General features: G+C 65.8%; 21 protein-coding genes. 10 read left to right on the top strand and 11 right to left on the bottom strand.

From position 1 onward, the window contains the following. Window positions 1–19: 19 nt before the first annotated feature. The 5 genes from odhB to mdh all read right to left on the bottom strand — a co-directional run bounded on the left by odhB (window position 20) and on the right by mdh (window position 6,365). On the bottom strand, window positions 20–1,258 hold the full coding sequence (gene odhB / locus AN936_RS01335) for a 2-oxoglutarate dehydrogenase complex dihydrolipoyllysine-residue succinyltransferase (protein ID WP_054586571.1): 1,239 nt from the start codon (window positions 1,256–1,258) through the stop codon (window positions 20–22). A gap of 30 nt (window positions 1,259–1,288) precedes the next feature. Beyond that, window positions 1,289–4,111 carry a 2-oxoglutarate dehydrogenase E1 component gene (locus AN936_RS01330; protein ID WP_054586570.1) on the bottom strand — a complete coding sequence of 941 codons (2,823 nt, stop codon included), beginning with the start codon at window positions 4,109–4,111 and terminating at the stop codon, window positions 1,289–1,291. 85 nt (window positions 4,112–4,196) lie between these two features. After that, window positions 4,197–5,087 carry a succinate--CoA ligase subunit alpha gene (gene sucD / locus AN936_RS01325; RefSeq protein ID WP_054586569.1) on the bottom strand — a complete coding sequence of 297 codons (891 nt, stop codon included), beginning with the start codon at window positions 5,085–5,087 and terminating at the stop codon, window positions 4,197–4,199. Next, a complete protein-coding gene (locus AN936_RS01320; RefSeq protein ID WP_054586568.1) occupies window positions 5,084–5,395 on the bottom strand; it encodes a hypothetical protein in 312 nt (103 codons plus the stop codon). Before AN936_RS01320 ends, sucD begins: the two co-directional genes overlap by 4 nt. 7 nt (window positions 5,396–5,402) lie before the next feature. Beyond that, complete coding sequence (mdh, locus tag AN936_RS01315; protein WP_054586567.1) at window positions 5,403–6,365, bottom strand: malate dehydrogenase; 963 nt, start codon at window positions 6,363–6,365, stop codon at window positions 5,403–5,405. A gap of 283 nt (window positions 6,366–6,648) precedes the next feature. Here mdh and AN936_RS01310 point away from each other — a divergent pair, with 283 nt between their 5' ends. Beyond that, window positions 6,649–7,200 carry a phosphatase PAP2 family protein gene (locus AN936_RS01310; protein ID WP_054586566.1) on the top strand — a complete coding sequence of 184 codons (552 nt, stop codon included), beginning with the start codon at window positions 6,649–6,651 and terminating at the stop codon, window positions 7,198–7,200. Window positions 7,201–7,271: 71 nt separating this feature from the next. Beyond that, window positions 7,272–8,315 (top strand): polysaccharide deacetylase family protein, encoded by a 1,044-nt coding sequence (locus AN936_RS01305; protein ID WP_054586565.1) that lies wholly within the window; start codon window positions 7,272–7,274, stop codon window positions 8,313–8,315. Here the strand turns inward: AN936_RS01305 and zapE are convergent. From zapE to AN936_RS01285, 4 genes are read right to left on the bottom strand one after another with little or no spacing between them, the layout of a single operon-like run. After that, entirely contained in the window at window positions 8,286–9,407 is a 1,122-nt protein-coding gene (gene zapE, locus AN936_RS01300) for a cell division protein ZapE (RefSeq protein WP_054586564.1), read from the bottom strand. The two genes, AN936_RS01305 and zapE, sit on opposite strands and share 30 nt — an antisense overlap. Next, on the bottom strand, window positions 9,404–9,901 hold the full coding sequence (locus AN936_RS01295; RefSeq protein WP_054586563.1) for a PaaI family thioesterase: 498 nt from the start codon (window positions 9,899–9,901) through the stop codon (window positions 9,404–9,406). Before AN936_RS01295 ends, zapE begins: the two co-directional genes overlap by 4 nt. Then, entirely contained in the window at window positions 9,898–10,878 is a 981-nt protein-coding gene (locus AN936_RS01290; protein ID WP_054586562.1) for an MBL fold metallo-hydrolase, read from the bottom strand. The genes AN936_RS01295 and AN936_RS01290 overlap by 4 nt, the downstream gene beginning before the upstream one ends. After that, on the bottom strand, window positions 10,878–11,660 hold the full coding sequence (locus AN936_RS01285; RefSeq protein ID WP_054586561.1) for a succinate dehydrogenase iron-sulfur subunit: 783 nt from the start codon (window positions 11,658–11,660) through the stop codon (window positions 10,878–10,880). Before AN936_RS01285 ends, AN936_RS01290 begins: the two co-directional genes overlap by 1 nt. A 125-nt stretch (window positions 11,661–11,785) precedes the next feature. Here AN936_RS01285 and AN936_RS01280 point away from each other — a divergent pair, with 125 nt between their 5' ends. The 3 genes from AN936_RS01280 to AN936_RS01270 all read left to right on the top strand — a co-directional run bounded on the left by AN936_RS01280 (window position 11,786) and on the right by AN936_RS01270 (window position 14,836). After that, window positions 11,786–13,318: a lipopolysaccharide biosynthesis protein gene (locus tag AN936_RS01280; protein WP_054586560.1), complete on the top strand. Its 1,533-nt coding sequence runs from the start codon at window positions 11,786–11,788 to the stop codon at window positions 13,316–13,318. A gap of 83 nt (window positions 13,319–13,401) precedes the next feature. Further along, window positions 13,402–14,142 carry a methyltransferase family protein gene (locus tag AN936_RS01275; protein ID WP_054586559.1) on the top strand — a complete coding sequence of 247 codons (741 nt, stop codon included), beginning with the start codon at window positions 13,402–13,404 and terminating at the stop codon, window positions 14,140–14,142. Between the two features lie 4 nt (window positions 14,143–14,146). Continuing rightward, window positions 14,147–14,836, top strand: coding sequence for a hypothetical protein (locus tag AN936_RS01270; RefSeq protein WP_054586558.1), 690 nt, complete (start codon window positions 14,147–14,149; stop codon window positions 14,834–14,836). Between the two features lie 96 nt (window positions 14,837–14,932). Here the strand turns inward: AN936_RS01270 and AN936_RS01265 are convergent, their stop codons facing one another. Both AN936_RS01265 and AN936_RS01260 read right to left on the bottom strand, forming a co-directional pair. Then, a complete protein-coding gene (locus AN936_RS01265; RefSeq protein ID WP_054586557.1) occupies window positions 14,933–15,709 on the bottom strand; it encodes a nucleotidyltransferase family protein in 777 nt (258 codons plus the stop codon). Then, window positions 15,706–16,650, bottom strand: a complete 945-nt coding sequence (locus tag AN936_RS01260) for an alpha/beta hydrolase (RefSeq protein ID WP_234715704.1) — start codon at window positions 16,648–16,650, stop codon at window positions 15,706–15,708. The genes AN936_RS01265 and AN936_RS01260 overlap by 4 nt, the downstream gene beginning before the upstream one ends. A gap of 105 nt (window positions 16,651–16,755) precedes the next feature. Between AN936_RS01260 and AN936_RS01255 the strand changes: the two genes are divergently transcribed. From AN936_RS01255 to AN936_RS01235, 5 genes are read left to right on the top strand one after another with little or no spacing between them, the layout of a single operon-like run. After that, window positions 16,756–17,586 (top strand): diacylglycerol/lipid kinase family protein, encoded by an 831-nt coding sequence (locus AN936_RS01255; RefSeq protein WP_054586556.1) that lies wholly within the window; start codon window positions 16,756–16,758, stop codon window positions 17,584–17,586. Continuing rightward, window positions 17,583–18,431, top strand: coding sequence for a metallophosphoesterase family protein (locus tag AN936_RS01250; protein WP_054586555.1), 849 nt, complete (start codon window positions 17,583–17,585; stop codon window positions 18,429–18,431). Before AN936_RS01255 ends, AN936_RS01250 begins: the two co-directional genes overlap by 4 nt. A 60-nt stretch (window positions 18,432–18,491) precedes the next feature. Continuing rightward, complete coding sequence (locus AN936_RS01245; RefSeq protein WP_149037568.1) at window positions 18,492–19,580, top strand: hypothetical protein; 1,089 nt, start codon at window positions 18,492–18,494, stop codon at window positions 19,578–19,580. After that, window positions 19,577–20,620 carry a phosphotransferase family protein gene (locus AN936_RS01240; RefSeq protein ID WP_054586553.1) on the top strand — a complete coding sequence of 348 codons (1,044 nt, stop codon included), beginning with the start codon at window positions 19,577–19,579 and terminating at the stop codon, window positions 20,618–20,620. The genes AN936_RS01245 and AN936_RS01240 overlap by 4 nt, the downstream gene beginning before the upstream one ends. Continuing rightward, on the top strand, window positions 20,617–21,129 hold the full coding sequence (locus AN936_RS01235; protein ID WP_201782954.1) for a hypothetical protein: 513 nt from the start codon (window positions 20,617–20,619) through the stop codon (window positions 21,127–21,129). Before AN936_RS01240 ends, AN936_RS01235 begins: the two co-directional genes overlap by 4 nt. Window positions 21,130–21,192 lie beyond the last annotated feature (63 nt).

Genomic DNA, 21,192 nt, shown 5'->3' with positions numbered 1-21,192 from the left:
TCGCAGGAGCACACGCCTTTTATAAATCGATCAGCAGCCGCGTCGGGTCTTCGATCGCTTCCTTGATCGTCTTCAAAAAGGTCACCGCCTCGCGCCCGTCGATCAGGCGGTGGTCATAGCTCATCGCGATATACATCATCGGACGGATCACGATCTCGCCGTTCCGCACCACCGGCCGGTCCTCGATGCGGTGGAGGCCGAGCACGGCCGACTGGGGCGGGTTGATGATCGGGGTCGACATCAGGCCGCCGAACACGCCGCCGTTCGAGATGGTGAAGGTGCCGCCAGTCATGTCCTCCATCGTCAACGTGCCTTCCTTGGCGCGCTTGCCGAGGTCGGCGATCGCCTTTTCGATGTCGGCGAACGACAGGCTGTCGGCATTGCGGACGACCGGCACGACGAGCCCGTTGGGCGCACTGACCGCGACCGAGACATCGAGATAGTCGTGATAGACGATCTCGTCGCCGTCGATGCGTGCGTTGACTGCAGGAATATCGTGCGCCGCAAGCGCGACCGCCTTGGTGAAGAAGCTCATGAAGCCAAGCCGGACGCCATGCTTCTTCTCGAAGCTTTCGCGATATTTGTCGCGCGTCGCGATCACCGCCGACATGTCGACGTCGTTGAACGTCGTCAGCATCGCGGCGGTGTCCTGCGCCGACTTCAGCCGCTTGGCGATCGTCTGGCGCATGCGCGTCATCTTCACGCGCTCCTCGCGGCGACCCGGCGCGCCGCTGGCTGCGGGAGCGGCGGCGACCGTCGCAGCGGGGGCCGGTGCAGCTTCGGGGGCCGCATTGGCGGCGGCGAGCACATCTTCCTTGGTCAGGCGGCCGTCCTTGCCGCTGCCCTTGATCTTCGTCGGGTCGACGCCATGCTCCAGCACGAGGCGGCGCACCGCGGGCGACATCGTCGTGACGGTGTCGACGCCATCCTCGGCCGGGGCCGCCGTGGCTGCCGGGGCGGGCGCCGCCGCCTCTGCCTTCGCGGCGGCGGGTGCGGCGGCAGGCGCCGCGGCCTTGCCCGCGCCCGCCTCGATCGTCGCGATCACTGCGCCGACATTGACGGTATCGCCGACCGCCGCGACCTGCTGCCCCATCACGCCGGCGACCGGCGACGGCACTTCGACCGCGACCTTGTCGGTTTCAAGGCTGGCGATCGGTTCGTCGACCGCGACCGCCTCGCCCGGCTGTTTCAGCCATTCGCCGATCGTCGCTTCGGTGACACTTTCGCCCAGCGTGGGGACTTTGACTTCGGTGCTCATGAATGCAGTTCCTTAGGGCTTAAGCTTGGCTCAGGCTTTGTTCTTGGCGCGGCGGATTTCGGCACGAACCGAAAGGCCGAGCGCATCGGCGACGAGCGCCGACTGTTCGGTCTGGTGGCGGCTCATCAGGCCCGTCGCGGGCGACGCAGCGGCAGCGCGCCCGGCATAACGCGGACGCATGCCCTTGTGCCCCGCCTCGGTCAGTGCGTCCTCGATCAGTTCGTTGACGAAGAACCAGCTGCCATTGTTGCGCGGCTCTTCCTGCGCCCACACCGCCTCTTCGAGGTTCGGCATGCGCTTCAGCCGGATCGCGAGCGGCTCGCCCGGGAAGGGATAGAGTTGCTCGATGCGGATCACCGTCGTGTCGGTCAGCCCCGCGGCGTCGCGGGCTTCCATCAGGTCGTAACCGACCTTGCCCGAACAGAGCACGACCCGCTTGATCGCCTTGTCCTCGGGCGGCGTGCGGTCGGACATGATGCGACGGAAATGTGCTTCGCCGATGAAATCCGAACGCTGCGACACCGCCAGCTTGTGACGCAGCAGCGACTTCGGCGTCATGATGATCAGCGGCTTGCGGAACGGACGCAGCATCTGGCGGCGCAGGACGTGGAAATAGTTCGACGGGGTCGAAATATTGCACACCTGGATATTGTCGCCCGCGCACAGTTGCAGGAAGCGCTCGAGACGCGCCGAGCTATGTTCGGGGCCCTGCCCTTCATAACCGTGCGGCAGCAACAGCACGAGCCCGTTGGCGCGCAGCCACTTGGCTTCGCCCGACGCGATGAACTGGTCGATCATGATCTGCGCGCCGTTGGCAAAATCGCCGAACTGCGCTTCCCAGAGCACGAGGCTCTTCGGATCGGCCATCGCATAGCCATATTCGAAGCCAAGCACGCCATATTCGGAGAGCGGGCTGTCGAGCACCTCGAAACGGCCGTGCGGTACGGTGGTCAGCGGGATATATTTATGCTCGTCCTTCTGGTCGACCCAGACGGCGTGACGCTGGCTGAAGGTGCCGCGCCCCGAATCCTGACCCGACAGGCGGACCTGATAACCCTCGCTGAGCAAGGTCCCGAAGGCGAGGCTTTCGGCGGTCGCCCAGTCGAAGACTTCATCATCGCTCTTGTCGGCGAACATCGCCGCCCGCGCGTCGATGACGCGGCGCAGCGTCTTGTGCACCTCGAGGTCGCCGGGGATCGTCGTCAGCGTGCGGCCGATCGAATCGAACAATTTGTCCGACACGCCGGTCGCGATATTGCGGCGCGCATTCTCGGGATCGGCCGGCGAGTGCAGCCCCGACCAACGCCCGGCGAACCAGTCGGCCTTGTTCGGCTTGTAGCTTTTCGCCGCCTCGAAATCGCCTTCCAGCCGCGCCACAAACTCGGCGCGGTGCGCGTCGGCCCAGCCGGCGTCGATCACGCCCTCGCCTTCGAGCTTCGCTGCGCAAAGCTGCGACACCGGGGGGTGCTGGCGGATGCTGGCGTACATCAGCGGCTGGGTGAACGAAGGCTCGTCGCCCTCGTTATGGCCGAAGCGGCGATAGCACCACATGTCGATCACGACGTCGCGCTTGAAGCGCTGGCGGAAATCGATCGCCAGCTTGCAGGCGAAGGTCACCGCCTCGGGATCGTCGCCGTTGACGTGCAGGATCGGCGCCATCACGCCCTTCGCGACGTCCGACGGATAGGGCGACGAGCGCGCGAACTGCGGGCTGGTCGTGAAGCCGATCTGGTTGTTGACGATGAAGTGGATGCAGCCGCCGGTATTGTAGCCGCGGATACCCGAGAAACCGAGGCATTCCCAGACGATCCCCTGCCCCGCAAACGCCGCGTCGCCGTGGATCAGCACCGGCAGCACCTGCGCATGTTCGGTCAGGTCGCCGCGCGCCACCTGCTGCGCCCGCACCTTGCCGAGCACGACCGGATCGACCGCCTCGAGATGCGAGGGGTTCGGAACCAGCGACATATGCACCGAAATGCCGTCGAACTCGCGGTCCGTCGAGGTGCCGAGGTGATATTTGACGTCGCCCGATCCGCCGACATCGTCGGGGTTGGCGCTGCCGCCCGAAAATTCGTGGAAGATCACCTGATACGGCTTGGCGAGCACATTGGCGAGCATGTTGAGCCGCCCGCGATGCGCCATGCCATAGACGATCTCTTTGACGCCGTACTGGCCGCCATATTTGATGATCGATTCCATCGCCGGGATCATCGATTCACCGCCATCGAGGCCGAAGCGCTTGGTGCCGACATATTTGCGCGCGAGGAATTTCTCCCACTCCTCGGCCTCGATCACCTTGTTCAGGATGGCGCGTTTGCCCTCGACCGAAAATTCGATGATCTTGTCGGCGCCTTCCATCCGCTCCTGCAGGAACTGGCGCTCCTCGATATCGGCGATATGCATATATTCGAGGCCGACATTGCCGCAATAATTGGCGCGCAGGATCGCCACGATCTCCCGGATCGTCGCCTTTTCGAGGCCGAGCGTGCCGCCGATCCAGATCGGACGATCCTGATCGGCGCCGGCGAACCCATGATATTCGGGGGTGAGGTCGGCGGGCAGTTCGCGCTGGCTGAGCCCCAGCGGATCGAGGTTGGCGGCCAGATGCCCGCGCACGCGGTAGGTGCGGATCAGCATCATCGCGCGGATCGAATCGTCGGCAGCGCGTTCGACTTCGGCGTTCGACAGCGGGGCGCCCGCCTTCGCGGCCGCAGCCTTCACCGCGACCTGCATCTGCTGCGGATCGAGCGCGGCGGTCAGATCGTCGCTGTCGATGCTGGGCCAGTTCTTCGGCGCCCAGCTCGGGCCGGCCTGCGGCTCGTCGATGTCGAAGCTTTGTCGTTCGAGGTTCATCTGCTTTTCCACGGGGAGGAAAGGGTTGTCATCATATATGGGGAGCGGAGGCCCGCCGGCAAAGCCTGCCGGCGGGCCGCTTGGCTCAGACGCGTTCCTTGAGCACTTCGGCGAGCGTCGTGCCGAGTTCCGACGGGCTCGCCGACACCTTGATGCCGGCGGCTTCCATCGCTGCGATCTTGCTTTCGGCGTCGCCCTTGCCGCCCGACACGATCGCGCCGGCATGGCCCATGCGGCGGCCCGGAGGCGCGGTGCGGCCCGCGATGAAGCCCGCCATCGGCTTCTTGCGGCCGCGCTTGGCTTCGTCGATCAGGAACTGGGCAGCCTGCTCCTCGGCGTCGCCGCCGATTTCGCCGATCATGATGATCGACTTGGTCGCTTCGTCGGCCAGGAAGAGTTCGAGGACGTCGATGAAGTTGGTGCCATTGACCGGATCGCCGCCGATGCCGACCGCAGTCGTTTGGCCGAGGCCGACGTTCGAGGTCTGGAACACCGCTTCATAGGTCAGCGTGCCCGAGCGCGAGACGACGCCGACGCTGCCCTTCTTGAAGATGTTACCCGGCATGATGCCGATCTTGCATTCGTCGGGGGTCAGCACGCCGGGGCAGTTCGGGCCGATCAGGCGCGACTTCGAACCCGACAGCGCGCGCTTCACCTTGACCATGTCGAGCACCGGAATGCCTTCGGTGATCGCAACGATCAGTTCGATCTCGGCATCGATCGCCTCGAGGATCGAATCCGCGGCGAACGGCGGCGGCACATAGATGACCGACGCTGTCGCGCCCGTCGCATGCTTCGCTTCCTCGACGGTGTTGAACATCGGCAGGCCGATATGCGTCGTGCCGCCCTTGCCCGGCGTCACGCCGCCGACCATCTGCGTGCCATAGGCCAGCGCCTGTTCGGTGTGGAAGGTGCCGGTGGCACCGGTCATCCCCTGGGTGATGACCTTGGTATTCTTGTCGATGAGGATGCTCATTCGAAAGTCTCTCCGAGTTTTGACCTAGCGCGATTATCATCGAACCGAGTCTTCAAATAGCGAACGCTCCAACCGATACCGTGGGCCAAAGACATTCCTGCGATCAGCACGCCCAGGAAATAAGGGAAAATCTGGGCGCCATATTCATTCAACGATGGATCGTTCGGGTCGCCAGTCCAATGGAGGTATAAGATGTATACCAGCCACAAGCCCAGCAACCCGATGATCGCCGCCGTCACCTTCCATTTCCCGAAATACCCCAGCAGCAAAAACGGCAGGGGGAGAAGCAGGAAGAGGATGGCGACCATATCCGGCTTAAGCCAGCGACGAATCCAGACCCTTGCACGCGTCGAGCAGTTCCTTGACCGCATCGACCGAGACCTGCAGGCCGGCCTTGTCGGCATCGTCGAGTTCGATCTCGACGATCTTCTCGACGCCGCCGGCACCGATCAGCACCGGCACGCCCACATAAAGGCCGTCGAGGCCATACTGGCCGTCGACAAAAGCGGCGCAGGGCAGGATGCGCTTCTGGTCGCCCAGATAGGCTTCGGCCATCGCGATGCCCGAGGCTGCGGGGGCGTAGAAAGCCGAACCGGTGCCGAGCAGTGCGACGATCTCGCCGCCGCCGCCGCGGGTGCGCTTGACGATCGCGTCGATCTTGTCCTGCGACGACAGGCCCATCTTGACGAGGTCGGGAACGGGGATGCCGTTGACGGTCGAGTAACGCACGACGGGAACCATCGTGTCGCCATGGCCGCCGAGCACGAAGGTGTTCACATCCTTCACCGACACGTCGAATTCGTCGGCGATGAAGTGGCTGAAGCGCGCCGAGTCGAGCACGCCGGCCATGCCGACGACCTTGTTGTGCGGCAGGCCCGAGAATTCGCGCAATGCCCAGACCATGGCGTCGAGCGGGTTGGTGATGCAGATGACGAACGCGTCGGGGGCGTTGGCCTTGATGCCTTCACCGACGGCCTTCATGACCTTGAGGTTGATGCCGAGCAGATCGTCGCGGCTCATGCCCGGCTTGCGGGCGACACCGGCGGTGACGATGATGACGTCGGCGCCCGCGATATCCTTGTAATCGTTGGTGCCGGTGATCTTCGCGTCGAAGCCCGCGATCGGGCCGACCTGCGACAGGTCGAGCGCCTTGCCCTGCGGCACGCCTTCGACGACGTCGAACAGGACGACGTCGCCCAGTTCCTTCTGCGCGGCGAGCAACGCCAGCGTTCCGCCGATATTCCCGGCTCCGATCAAAGCGATCTTCTTGCGTCCCATGGCGCGCGGCACTCCCTTCCTGGCAAGCCCGGCATTTGGTTCACAGACCGGTCGGCGCACGGGCTAAAGCGCCATGCCGGTCCCAAGACTGGCGACGCCCCTACGCCGATTCCCATAAGGAAACAACTGCGAAAAGGACGAAATTCCGCCTTTTTTTGATAATAGTTCGCAATGCCATTAGAGCGGCTTCCGGATGTTATCGGCGCCGGTCGGCCGGAAGGTTTCGGGACAGCCTGACGGCTTTTCCTTGCCTTTGCATGACAGCGGCATAAGCTCGCTGCGCATGAAACAAATCTCGCCGCGCTTTGTTCCCGTCCTCGCGATCACGATGTCGCTCGCCCTCGCTGCGCCGGTCAGCGCCAGCGAGAACGGTTGGGACGACGCAGGTACGATCGCCAAAAATGCACTCGTCGTCGCCGCCTTCGCGGTACCGGCTGTCGAAGGCGACTGGGAGGGCGTGTTGCAGGCCGGCGGCAGCATCGGCGGCACGATGCTGATTACGCAGGGGATGAAGGAAGCCTTCCCTTCGCGCCGCCCCGACGGCAGCGATAACAAGAGCTTTCCCTCGGGGCACACCTCGACGAGCTTTGCCGCCGCCGCGACGCTGCACAACCGCCATGGCTGGGAAGCGGGGCTCCCCGCCTATGTCGTCGCCTCCTTCGTCGGGCTATCGCGCGTCGAGGCGCGGCGGCACCGCGTCGGCGACGTGCTCGTCGGCGCAGCGATCGGGACGGCGACCGGGCATCTCATCACCAGCAAGGCGAACGAACGGGTGCAGATCTTTCCGTGGGGCGACACCAAGGGGGCCGGGGTGGATGTCAGTTTCCGCTTCTGACCGGCGGGCCCGGCATCGCCCCAGCTTCGGATTAACCGTCCCTACACCGCCCCCGGGCTAAATTGGCCGGGATGACACGGGCCATCATCAGCTTCGACACCGAATTGTCGGCGCGCCTCTATCAACGGGGTGCCGATGCGCGTGCCAATTTCGAAAGCTCGATCCTCGGCCGCTGCCGCGACGGCGATTTCGGGATCCATTTCCAGATGGACATGCTCGATCGGCATGGCCTGACCGGGGTCTATTTCGTCGATCCGATGCCCGCGCTGGTTTACGGCCCCGAAATCATCGACGCGATCGTCCAGCCGATCGTCCGCCGCGGCCACGAGGTACAGCTTCATATCCACACCGAGTGGCTGAAATTTGCGACGTTCAACCCGGCCGGGCACCTCACCGGGCGCAATATCGGCGATTTTCCGCTGGCGGCCCAGAAAAAGCTGATCGGCTTTGCCCGCGATATATTGGTCGGCGCGGGGGCGCCGCGCCCGACCGCGTTTCGCGCCGGCAATTTCGGCGCCAACGACGACACGCTGCGCGCGCTCGCGGCGCTGGGCTTTCGTTTCGACAGCAGCTTCAACGGCGCCTATCTCGGCCACGGCTGCGCCATTTCGCTCGACGCCGGCAATCTTGGCATGCGCGAACATTTGGGCGTCGTCGAAGTCCCGGTCAGCGGGTTGATGGATCGCGCGAACAGTTTCCGTCCCGCCCAGCTTTGCGCGATGTCCGAACAGGAGATGCGCGACGCGCTTGACCATAGCGCGGCAAGCGGCGCGATCCAGTTTTCGGCGTTCAGCCACAGCTTCGAATTGCTCAGCCGCGACCGCGAGGTCGCCAACCATCTTGCTATCGCCCGCATGGAGGCGCTCTGCCGCGCTGTTGCGAACGACGCGCGGGTGGCAAGCGGCGGCTTCGCAACGCTGCCCGCCCCGCCCCCGCGGCCGAGGCAAATCGGCGTCGCGGCGCCCAAACCGCTGCGCACGCTGCGCCGGAAAATCGAACAGGGCGTCGGGCATCTCGCACATGAAGTCCGCTATGTTCGCGATGTCGTCTCCGTGACGCTCAACTCGTCGCGCTGGGGCAAGATATTAGGCGGCATCCTCTTGGCCGTGGCCTAGCGCCAGATAGTCGTCGGACTGCATCTCCGACAATCGGCTCGCCGTGCGCTCGAATTCGAATGCCCCGTCGCCCGCAACATACAGGTCGTCGGGCATCGCCGCCGCACTCGCCAGCAGCTTGACCTTGTATTCGTAAAGCGCGTCGATCAGCGTCACGAAGCGCGCCGCCTCGTTGCGATTCTCGGGCCCCATGCGCGGGATGCCGACGATAATCACGGTGTGGAAGTGCCGCGCGACCGCAAGATAATCGGACGCCCCCCGCGCCTCGCCGCACAGCCGCTTGAACGAGAAGACCGCCACCCCCTTCAGCGCTTTCGGAACGTGCAGCGTCCGTCCGCCGCCGACGTCGAGGTCGAGCGTCGGCACCTTGGAGCGATCTTCGAGCGGATAGTCGGTGAGGCGGAAGAACGCAGCCGAGAGCGCCGCACTCGCTGCGTCGTCGGCGGGTACGAACCACCGCGCCCCGTCGCCGAGCCGGTCGCGGCGATAGTCGGTCGGACCGTTGAGGCCCATCACATCCAGCCGCTCCTCGACCAGCGCGATGAACGGCAGAAAATGCTCGCGGTTCAGCCCGTCCTTGTAGAGATCCTTCGGCGGCCGGTTCGAGGTCGCGACCACGGTCACCCCGCGCTCGATCAGAGCGGTGAACAGGCGTGACAGGATCATCGCGTCGGCGCTGTTGTTCACCACCATCTCGTCGAAGGCGAGGCAGCGAGTATTTTCGACCAGCGCGTCGGCGACGAGCGGAATCGGGTCGCCGCTCTCGCTTTTGCGTACCTCGCGCATCCGGGCATGGACGTCGAGCATGAAGGCGTGGAAATGGACGCGCTTCTTGCGCTGGATATGCAGCGCTTCGTAAAACAGGTCCATCAGCATCGACTTGCCGCGCCCGACCGAGCCCCACAGATAGACCCCGCGCGGAGCCTCGGGCTTGCGGCCGGTCAGGCGCCACAGCAGACTGCCGCGCGGCGGCGACGCTTCGAGTTCGGTCTGAAGCCGGTTCAGCCGTTCCGCGGCGGCGCGCTGTTCGGGATCAGGCCTGAGTTCGCCCGCGGCGACCAGCGCGTCATATTCGGCGAGCACCGACATCAGCCGCGATCCTTGCTCGCCTTGCGAATGGTGCCCGCAAAGGTCAGCACGATATGCTCGTCCCTTGCCCCCTGCACGACAAGCCCGCGCAGGAAGATGAGCCGGCCGGTTTCGCGCACCAGCTCGACGACGGCATCGAGCGGTTCGCCCAGCCTGCCCGCGCCGACGAACTGGGTCGACAGGTCGAGCGTCACCGAATGGCCCGCATTCAACGAACCGAACTGGTGCGACGCCGCGAACAGCGCGATGTCGACGAGCGCCAGCGTTACCGCGCCATGGACATTATCGCCAAGATTGCTGTGCTTGCGTTCGGGGATCATGCGGACGCGGGCCTGCGGGCGGCCGTCGGACGTGTCGGGCTCGGCGCGCACCGACAAAGGTTCGATAAAGGCGTTGAAACGGCTCGGGTCCTTGAGGTTCCAGCTCACCCATCCGTCCGCCAGTTCCTCGGCGCTGAAATTGTCGCGGCGCTTCGGTTCCTCTATCCCGTCATTCATGCCTTGCAATATCCATCCAGTTTGCCCGAGCGCACCAGCTCGCCGTAATAATCCGCCATCGCCTTCGTTCGCGGGCGGTTGTCGTCGGCCCATCGGGCGGCGCCGGCGAGCCAGCCCGCCGAACAAGCCTCAAGCGCGCCCGTCCCTTTCGCGCAAGCGATAAAATCGACGAAGGCATGCTTCCAGCGCGCGAAATCCGCGAGCGACATGATCGGGCCGTGCCCGGGAACGATCTGCTCGGCGCCGGACGCCGCCACTTCGTCGAGCGCCTTCATCCAGCCTTCGGGGCACGCCGTGTCGAGGAAGGGCACGGGGACGGTCACGAGGTCGCCGACGATCGCGCGCTTCTCGGCGGCGTCATAGATCCAGAGGTCGCGCTCCGTCACCGCATGGTGCGCGACGCGCAGCGACAGCGGCCGGCCGGCGATCGCCACGTCGCGCGTCTCGTCGATGACGACGTCGGGCCGCAGTTCCGCACCGCGCGCGATGGTCGCAAGGTCGCCCTCGACATCCGCAACCGCGCTCGCCGGGACGGCGCCTTCTGCCAGCGCCTTGCGCGAGGATTCGGCGCTTGTCGCAAGGAAACCCGTCAACGCCCCGTCGATCGCCGACGTGCCATAGATCTTGATGCCCGGGAACGCCGCCTTCAGCGCCGGATTGCCGCTGACATGATCGAGATGCCAATGGGTGTTGACGATCGCGACGGGCGTCATGCCGATCCCGCTCAAACCCTGTTTGATCAGCGCGAGATGCTCGGCGTGGCGGCCGCTGTCGATCACGAACGCCCCCTCGGGACCATGGAGGATCAGGCTGTTGCCGTCGGGCGAGCGGCCGGGGGCGAAACTGCCGCCGATCAGGAAGGTCGCGCCGCCGATGCCATGCGCATAGGCACGCGGCGGCGGGACCGTTTCGATGGTTTGCGATGACGCGCACCCGGTGAGCGCCAGCGCGACCAGCGCTGGCAGCCCGAAACGCATCAGACCTGTCGCTCGGCTTCCAGCTTCTTGATCTCGGCGATCGCGCGCGCCGGGCTCAGCCCCTTGGGGCAGGCGTTCGAGCAGTTCATGATCGTGTGGCAGCGATAGAGGCGGAAGGGGTCTTCCAGCTCGTCGAGCCGCTCGCCGGTCATCTCGTCGCGGCTGTCGGCGAGCCAGCGATACGCCTGAAGCAGGATCGCCGGACCAAGGAACTTGTCGCTGTTCCACCAATAGCTCGGACAGCTCGTCGAGCAGCAGGCGCAGAGGATGCACTCATAGAGACCGTCGAGCTTTTCGCGCTCCTCGGGCGACTGCAGCCGCTCCTTGCCGCTCGGCGTCGTCGTCTTGGTCTTCAGCCACGGCTCGATCGAGGCATATTGCGCATAAAAATGGGTGAAGTCGGGGACGAGATCCTTGATCACGTCCATCGCCGGCAGCGGGGTGATCGTGATGTCGCCCTTCAGATCCTCGATCGCGGTGGTGCAGGCGAGGCCGTTCTTGCCGTTCATGTTCATCGAACAGCTACCGCAAATGCCTTCGCGGCACGAACGGCGGAAGGTCAGCGTGCTGTCCTGCTCGCTCTTCATCTTGATGAGCGCGTCGAGCACCATCGGGCCGCATTTTTCGGTGTCGATCTCGAAGGTGTCGAAGCGCGGATTCTGGCCACTGTCGGGATCGTAGCGATAGACTTTGAACGTCTTGACCGCGGCCGCACCTTCGGCCTTGTGGACCTTGCCACCCTTTTGCGGGCGGCTGTTCTTGGGCAGACGGAATTCGGCCATATCGCGGTTTCCCCTATGCAATCGCGGTCCGACTAGACCCGATTGAGGGAGTCGGCAAGGGGTGGATGGCGCAAAAGCGCGAAAGCCGCTGGTAGCCATGATAGCAAGCCGCTAGGGGCGCAAGGATGAGCGAAGACGCCGCCGCCCAGCCCGCCGTTACCAGCCGCAGCGTCGCGCGCGGGCTCGGCACGACGATCCTCGCGCGGCTGGGCGCGGTGGTCGAGATCGTCGCGCAGCCGCTCTATGTCCTGATGTTCGGGCTCGCGGGCTACGGCCTCTATGCGGTGCTGTGGGCGACGATCAACCTGCTCGAGAATATCTTCGACACCGGGATGACGAGCGCGATGCAGCGCACCGTCCCCCAGTCGGCGAGCGACGCCGAGGCTGCGGCGGCGTTACGCACCGCGATGATCTTCGGCGTCGGACCATGCCTGCTCGTCGCCGCGTTGATCGCGGTCTTCGCCGCCGACTTGGCCCCACTGCTCAATGTCGCCGAAAAGGACCGGGCGCTCGTCACCCCGGCGATTCAGCTCTTCGTCTGGGCGCTGCCGCTCTGGGCCTTCGTCGAAATCGCGACCTCGGCGATGCGCGCCCGCATGGTGTTCGGTGCCGAAATCCGCCTGCGCATCGTCTGGGAACAGATTATGCGGCTGGTGTTCGCCGGGCTATTCTTCGCCGGCGGGCTCGGGCTCAAGGGACTGTTCATTGCGCATCTCTGCTCGCTCGCGATCACCGCGATCCTCTGCGTCCGCCTGCTCCGCCGTTACTACAGCTTTGCCGATCTTGGACGCGGGCCGCTGGTGACCGAAACCGCGCGCAACACCTTCTGGGCCGGGCTGTCGATCCTGCCGTCGAACATCATCGCGCGGCTGTTCGGCGATGCGCCGGCGCTGATCCTCAACTTGCTGCTGCCCGGTGCCGCGGGCGCGAGCGCATCGGCGCTGTTCACGATCGCGCGCAAGCTCTCCAGCGTCGTCCAACTCGTCCGCATCGCTTTCGTCTATGTCATGGCGCCACTGGCAGCCAGCGCCGAGCGCGAGGACCGCGCGCAGGTCGCCGACATCTATGCCTATGCGACGCGGCTGATCGCGGCGATCGCGCTTCCGCTCGCGGCGGTGCTGGCGGCGGGCAGTTCGTCGCTGCTCAGCCTGTTCGGGCATCAGGCCGATGTTGCGCAGGGCGCCGTCGTCATCCTGCTGTTCGCGCGCGCGCTGGAAGCGGTGCTCGGCATCTCGATGCCCGTGCTCCAGGTCGTCGCCGCCTTCCGCCATCAGCTCACCGCCGCGATCTTCGGCGTAATCGTCGCGCTCGCTTCGGGCTGGCTGATCGTCGGCCATATGGACGAGCTCACCGGCGTCACGCTCGCCATGTCGATCGGCCTTGTCGTGATGGCCGGCATCCCGATGGTCCAGCTCGCCACGGCGGAGCGGCTCCATCCCTTCGATCATCAATTCCCGACGGTTGCGCTGCGCGGTCTGTTCATCACCCTCGCCGCGGGCGGGCTCGCGCTGGTCGTCAGCCGGCTGCCCGATCCGGTCGCGCTGCCGCTGATCGTCGTCATCGCGGCCGCCGCGATCTGGTCGTCGCTGCGTTTCGCCCTGCCCCACGCCGACCGCGCCTCGCTGGGCAAGACGGCGCGCAAGCTGCGGCTCGTGTAACTTTCGGTCTTATTTTGGCCGCAAAAACGGTTAGAGGGGACGCCACATAATTGCCGCACCTGCGGCCAACAGGCGGAATATCCATGTACCAGCAAGAACTCGCCCGCAGCGGCAAGCGGCTCTTTTTCGTTCGCGGCACCTATATCTACATCACCATCGCCATCTCGGTGCTGATCGCCTGGTGTTCGAAGGACTGGGGTCCGTTCCAAACCGCTTTCGGCGACTGCGCTTGGTTCTGGCTGTCGCTCGGCGTCGCCAGCGCCGGCGCGATCGTCCGCGTTTTCACCAGCGGTTGGGCCGCGCTCGGCACCTCGGGCCGCGCCAAGGTCGCCGCCGAAGCAAGCGAGCTCAACACGACGGGGCCGTACAGCCTGGTGCGCAACCCGCTCTATGTCGGCCGCATCCTCAATTTCACCGGCCTCGCGATGCTGTCGGGAAGCTGGGTGTTCGGCGCAATCGTCTTTCTGCTCGCAATCCTGATCTACGAACGCATCTCGATCTATGAGGAAGAGTTCCTGCGCGAAAAGTTCGGCGCCGCACATGCCGAATGGGCAAAGGACGTCCCCGCCCTCCTCCCGCGCCTCCACGGCTGGGTGAAGCCCAAATATCCCTTCTGGTGGAAGCGGATGATCTGGCGCGAACAGAACAAACTGTTCCTGCTCGCAACGACGGTCTTCCTGACCTGGTTCGCGCGGCTCGACTTCAACTTCGACGTACTGACGCCGCAGCAGTGGACGTGGGTCTATGCCTTTGGCGCGCTCGTCGTCGTGCGCTTCATCATCGGCGGATTGAAGATGGTCGGCTTCTTCAAGGAACTGAGCTGAGCAAATGGGGAGCGATCTCGCTCCCCTGATTGCAGTCGTGGGCAGCGACGGGTCGGGCAAGTCGACCCTGTCGGCGGATCTGCTCGCGCATGTGCAAGAAACGCGGAAGGCGGAGAGCGGCTATCTCGGTCTCGGCTCGGGCGAGCAGGGACGCCGCATCGGCCGCTGGCCGATCATCGGCCCGCCGCTGCACCGCTTCCTCGACGGCATCGCCGACCGGCTCCGCGAACCCGGCGAACCGATCCCCGGGCTGCTCGCGGCGCGCTATGCGCTCAACAAGTCGAAAAAGCGCCGCGCCAAGTTCGAAAGCCTGCTCGCCCGGCGCCGCGCCGGCGTGACGATCGTCACCGACCGCTATCCGCAGCTCGAGGTGCCCGGCCTCCACGATGGCCCGATCCTTGCCGGCCGTGCGACGAACGCGCGCCTGGCGGCGATGCAGGCCGAGGAGCGGGCGCTCTATGCCGACATGGCGGCCTATATCCCGACGCTGGTGATCCGCCTCCACGTCGACGTCGATACGGTGATGGCGCGCAAACCCGACCATGATCGTGCGCTGATCACACGCAAGGTCGAAACGGTGCCGCTGCTGACCTTCAATGGCGCGCCGATCGTCGATATCAATGCGACGATCCCTTATGAGGAAGAACTGGCGATCGCGGTTGCGGCGGTCGATAGGGCGCTGGCAAACACCTGACCTCTCATCCCCGTTCGCATCGAGCGAAGTCGAGATGCCCATCGCGCCAAGAATAAGGTCGGGGGGTGTCTCGACTTCGCTCGACACGAACGGAAACTAGGGGGCGTTCCGCTTCGCCATGATCTTCTCGATCAGTTCGATGTCGACCGGTTTGTCGGCGTCGATGCATGCCTCGCCCTCGGACATCGGCACAACCGTCGCCTTCAGCCCGAACCGCAGGCCGGCGCGGGCGATCCCCTGCTCGATTGTGAACAGCCGCAGCAACGCTCCGATCAGCAGCCACGGCCCGAAGGCGGCGATGATCTTCAGCCCCTTCTTGCGGTCGCGCTCGATCCGCCCCCAGAAGTCGAGCAACGGCAGCACGCGCCGCCCGCGCAGCCGGAACATGTTCGCGCCCGACCAACAGCCGCCGCGGAATTTCAGCCAAGTGCGCTTCGATTCGGGATAGCGCGCCAACAGCACATCCTTTTCGACCATCGCCACCGCGACGTCGCTGCCCTCGGCTCCCGCCACAAACTCCGCGATCATCGCCGGGGTGAGCAGCACATTGTCGGCGGTCGTCACCAGCACCGGATCGTCGCCGGGCGGCAGCGCTGCGGCGAGCGAGCTGCTGATCCCGGCGCCCGAATCGGCGAAATGCAGGTCGGCAAGCCCCGCCAGCCCCGGCTCGGCGGCAAGCTCGGCGCTGTTCTGTGCCAGCACGGTGATCGGCCCGACGCACGGCGAAGCGCGGAGCGCGCGCACGACATGGACGAGCATCGGCTGCCCCGCAACCGTCAGCAGCGCCTTGGTCGATGCGCCGCTGCCCGTCAGCAGCGGGTCGGGCCCGGGACGGCTGCCGGCCATGACGATGGCGGGGATCGGATCGATCATGAGGCAGGAGGCAAGCGGCGCGCGGTCGCCCCGCGCAGGAAGTCGGTCGCCTCGGCAAGGATCGGCCCCTTGTACGCAAGCGGTCCTGTCAGCGCCATGACAAGGTCGTTATGGCTGAGCCCCTCGTATGTGCGCAGCGTCGCTGCCCCGCCGACCTTGTGCATCGCCGCCGCCAGATTCTGGCTGTTGCGCACCCGCACCACCGTATCGGCGGTGCCATGGCCAAGCCAGAGCGGCGGCGCATCGGCGCGAACGAACTGGATCGGCTGGGTCCGCTCGGCCGGACGGATATCGCCCATCGCAACGTCGGCGCGGCCGCCCTTTTCGAACGGCAGGAAGTCATAGGGGCCCGCCAGCGCCGCGACGCCGCGGATCGCCGATGCATCGCTCCCCGCACCCGCCATCCATTGCGGGTCGAGCGTCAGCATCACCGCATTATAGGCGCCCGCCGAATGCCCCGCCAGCGCGATCCGGCCGGGGTCGCCGCCATAGGCTGCGATATGCTTTTCGGTCCATGCGACCGCGGCCGCGCTGTCCTGCAGAAAGTCGGGCCAATGACCCTCGGGCACGATCCGGTAATCGGGAATCACGACGACGAAGCCCTGCTTGGCAAAGGCGCGCCCAGCAAAACCATAATCGTCGCGCGCGCCGCTGTACCAGCCGCCGCCATACAGCCAGACGATCACCGGCAGCCGGTCGGTCTTTTGCGTTCCCGTCGGCACCCAGATGTTGAGCATGTTGCGCGGCCCTGGCCCATAGGGCTGCCCCGCGACCTGCAGGGTGGCACCGTCGCCGTCACCGAGCAGCCGGTCGCCGAGGTTGAGCGACTTGGCGCCGCCCGCAAGGATCATCCGCCCGCCGCCGCCGAACAGCAGGATCAGCAGTCCCACGACTATCAGGATTTTGATCAACCGCCGTCCTTTGGCTTCGCGCTTTGCCATAGGTTCCGCGCCCTACAGTGCCGCGCGCCCGCGAACAAGCGGGCCATGATCCGAACCCGTATCCGAACGAGGTGACCTTTCGCGTGCTCGTGCGTAGGAAGGGGTATGACCAGCCCTTTCGCCCGCCCCGCCCTCGTCTGCAACAGCCAGTCCGGCAGTCATGACGAAGCCGTGCTCGAACAGATTGTGGAAAGCTGCCGCGCCGCCGGCGCGCCGCTCGCCGCGACCTTTGCCCTGCCCAACGAAGCGATTCCCGACGCGGCCGAACTCAAGCAGCAGGGCATCGACCTTCTGCTCGTCTGGACCGGCGACGGAACGATCAACGCCGCCGCAACCGTGGCTGCCGGATGGAACGGCGCGGTTCTGCCCCTTCCGGGCGGGACGCTCAACCTGCTGTCGAAGGCGCTGCACGGCGACCGGCCGGCGCCCGATATCCTCGCCGATGCGCTGGCCGGCCAGGGTCGGCGGCAGGCGATACCGATCGTTCGCGGCGAGGCGGGCACGGCCTTCATCACCATCGTCGCGGGGCCGGCGACGCGCTGGGCCGAAGTCCGCGAGACGATGCGGCAGGACGGCCTGATCGAAGCCGCTGGCGCCGCGCCCGACGCACTCGACGAAATGAATAACGCCCCGGGCGTCCGCGTCGCGGGACAAGCGAAGGCGTATCCAGCGATTATTCTAACGCCGACCGAGCGGGGCGTCCGCGCCGACGGCATATTGACAGAGGGTGCCGCCGACGTGCTGCGCCACGGTCTCGCCTGGCTCGGCGGGGATTTCCGCGACGGGCCGAGCGAGGAAATCGCGGTCGGCGAAACGATCATCCTCGAAAGCGAGCGGCCGATCAGCCTCGAATATGATGGCGAACTCGCCGAGCTTCCCTCTCCCGCGCGCTTCGCGATCGGCGCCAGCGAAGTCGATTTCATCGCGACCCAATGACGCTGCTTTTCCATATCAGCGACCTGCATTTCGGGCTGGAGGACCGTGCCGCGCTCGACTGGTTCGAAGATATCGTGCGCCGCGATAGGCCCGACGCGATCCTGATCACCGGCGACCTGACGATGCGCGCGCGGTCGCACGAATTCGCCGCCGCCTGCGACTGGATCGGCGCGCTCGACGTGCCAGTGACGGTCGAGGTCGGCAACCATGACCTACCCTATTTCAACCCGTTCGCGCGCTTCTTTTATCCCTATCGGCGCATTCGCGGCATCGAGCGGCTCGTCGAGCGCGAACTCGACCTGCCCGGCGTCGCGATCGTGCCGCTCAAGACGACGGCGCGCGCGCAATGGCGGCTCGACTGGTCGAAGGGCTGGGTGACGAAAAAAGCACTCGCCAAGACGCTCGCTGCAATCGATGCGCTCCCTGCCGGGACTGGTGCGCTGGTCACGGCGCATCATCCGCTCGTCGAAGCCGGAACGCGCGGCCGGGCGCTCACCCGTGGCGGCGCCCGCGCGCTGCGCGAGCTCGCCGCGCGCGGCGTCGCGGCGGTGCTCACCGGGCATGTCCACGATGCCTTCGACCTCGTCCAGCAGACCCCGGCCGGCCCGATTCGCATGATCGGCGCGGGCACCCTGTCGCAGCGCATCCGCTCGACCCCGCCAAGCTTCAACGAGCTGCGCCTCGCCGACGGCATGCTTGCGGTGCGCGTCCGCAATGTCGAAAAGATCGCCACCCCCGACATGCAGATTCCCGATGTGCCGCCCGACGCCCTGCCGCCCCGCGAACCGGGCGAGCCCGTCGCGCCGGTGCGCGCGATACCGCCGGTCGATCCCCCCGTACATTGAAGCTGCATTGACGCCGACGCGCTTCCCGTTAGGTTGCAACAAAAAACGGGATGAGGAATGATGCTGACCAAGGGTGACGATTACCCGCTGCACCAGAGTGCGGAGCCGATTGCCTTCGCCGGCACCGATCGCAATTTCTACGATCGCTATTTCTTCAACGGCTATTCGCCCGACGGGTCGGTCTTCTTCGCCGCCGCGATGGGTTTCTATCCGCAGCTCGGCATCGTCGATGCCGCCTTCTGCGTCATCGTCGACGGCGTGCAGCATAACCTCCGCGCCAGCCGCCGCTCGGCAGGCGAGCGGCTCGATCTGGCGGTCGGCCCGATCGCAATCGCCATCGACGCACCGCTCGAACGACTGACCTTGCGCATCGCGGCGAACGACGGCCCGCTCGCCGCCGAACTTCATTTCACCGCGCGCCATTTCCCGATCGAGGAGCCGCGCTTCACGCGCCGCAACGGGACGCGATTGTTCATGGACTATACGCGGATGACGCAGAACGGCCATTGGTCGGGCTGGCTTTCGGTCGACGGCGCGCGTGTCGAGGTCGATACCGGTTGGACCGGAACGCGCGACCGGAGCTGGGGCATCCGCCCCGTCGGCGCCGCCGAACCGCAGCCGCCGCCCGAGGGCAATTTCAGCCAGTTCTTCTGGCTGTGGACGCCGTGCAATTTCGCCGATCGCTCGCTCTTCTTCCACAGCAACGACGATGGCGCGGGCAGCCCATGGAACCGCCGGGCGGTGATCGTCGGCGCGAACGGCGGCGAACGCCATTATGCCGACCCCGGCTTCGCCGCCGAATGGCAGCCGGGGACGCGCCGCCTCGGCAAATTGACCGCCGATTTCGACGCCTCGACCCGGCTGACCTTGACGCCGACCGGGCCGATGTTTGCGATGAGCGGGCTCGGCTACACCCATCCCGTCTGGGGCCATGGCTTCGACCATGGCGAATTGGAGATCGGGCACGACAGCCTGTCGGAAGCGGACCGCACCTGGGGTAATCCGCTCGCGATGCATGTCCAGGCGCTGGTGCGTGCCGAATTGACCGACGGCGACCGCAGCGACACCGGCGTCGGCGTGCTCGAACAATTGTTCGTCGGCCCGCACGCGTCCACCGGCCTCGTCGGCCTGATGGACCCGGCGCCTTGAGCTTTCCGACCGAGCCAAGCGCCATGAGCCCGGCGTGGCTCGCGGTGACGCTGGGGCAGGAACCGGGCGCGCTGCGCGGCTTTACGGCAACCCCCGTCGGCACCGGCCAGATGTGCGACAGCTTCCGGCTGGCGCTCGATTGGGCGGACGGCGTCGATGCTCCCGCAAGCGTCGTCGCCAAATGCCCGAGCCATGACGAGGCCAGCCGCAACATCGCCAAGCTGACCGGCACCTATGTCAAGGAAGTGAGCTGGTACCGCGAACTCGCCGAGGGGAGCGGTGTTGCGGCGCCGCATTGCTATCATGCCGAAATTGCCGACGACGACGTCGACTTCATCCTGATCCTCGCCGACCTTGCCCCGGCGCGGCAGGGCGACCAGCTTGCCGGCACCGGTCTTGCGGGATTGCGGCCCTGTATCGACGCCGCGGCGGGGCTCCACGCACTGCTCTGGAACGACCCGCGGCTCGAAACCTTGCCCTGGCTCTCCCGCGACAATGGCGACCTGATCCGTAGCCTGTTCCCGCAATTCTATCTCGGCTTTCGCGAGCGCTATGCCGCGCGGCTCGCCCCCGAGTTGCTCGACCTCGGCGCCGGGATCGTCGAACGGCTGGGCGCCTATCTCGCGCGGACGCCGGCGGCGCGGACGATCGTCCACGGCGACCTTCGCATCGACAATATCCTCTTCGCCCCCGACGGGATGCGCTGCTGGCTGGTCGACTGGCAGACGCTCGGGCGCGGCAGCGGCGCCAGCGACCTCGCCTATCTGGTCGGCACCAGCATCGCCGATCCGGCCGAACGCGCGGCGGCCGATCGCCCGGCCTTCGATCACTGGATCGCTGCGCTGGACGCGCGGGGCATCGAAACCGATGGCGAAGCGTTATGGACCGACTATCGCGTCGGTGCGCTCAGCGGCTATTTCATGGCGGTGTTCGCATCGATGAGCGTCGAGCGCACGTCGCGCGGCGATGAAATGTTTGCGGTCATGGCCGAGCGCCCGGCGCGGCAGGCTTTGGCCCTCGGAAGTCTGGAGTTGCTGTGAGCGAGAAGAAGGGCCGGCTGGTCCATGTGCATGACAAGATGCAGTCGGATTACAGCTATCGCCTGACCGCCCGCCCCGGGCAGGATTTCGATCCCGATTTCACGCCGCATCTCACCCCGCAGGAAATGCTGGAGATGGGCGTTTTCGAAGGCAAATATTGCAACGACTGCACCGCGGAATTTCCGAAATCGTGGTTCGGCAAGGCAAAGACGGCCGACGTCGCCGACGAAAGCCTCAATTATTTCGGGGTCAAAAGCCGGCAACCGCTGTCGGTCTGGCGCGACAAGGGGTGGATTTACGGTCCCGACCCGCGCGGCTGGTTCCAATGGTATTGCCGCTATTATATGGGCCGCCGCCTGCCCGACATCGACGCAATCCAGATCAAGCGCTGGCGCGGCTTTGCCCGCCATGCCGGGCAAATTCGCGCCAATTGCGAACCCGGCAACATCTTTTGCCGTCCGCGCCAGCGGCAGGCGCTGCTGCAATGGGCCTACGACCCGTTTATCTGACCTGCTGGCCTCGTGACAGAGCGTCCGGAATCGGCCGGGAGCGGACGTAAGTCGTTTGGAATT

It is taken from the genome of Sphingopyxis macrogoltabida, assembly GCF_001307295.1.
Lineage (GTDB): Bacteria > Pseudomonadota > Alphaproteobacteria > Sphingomonadales > Sphingomonadaceae > Sphingopyxis > Sphingopyxis macrogoltabida_B.
This window is presented reverse-complemented; position numbering and strand designations above follow the sequence as displayed.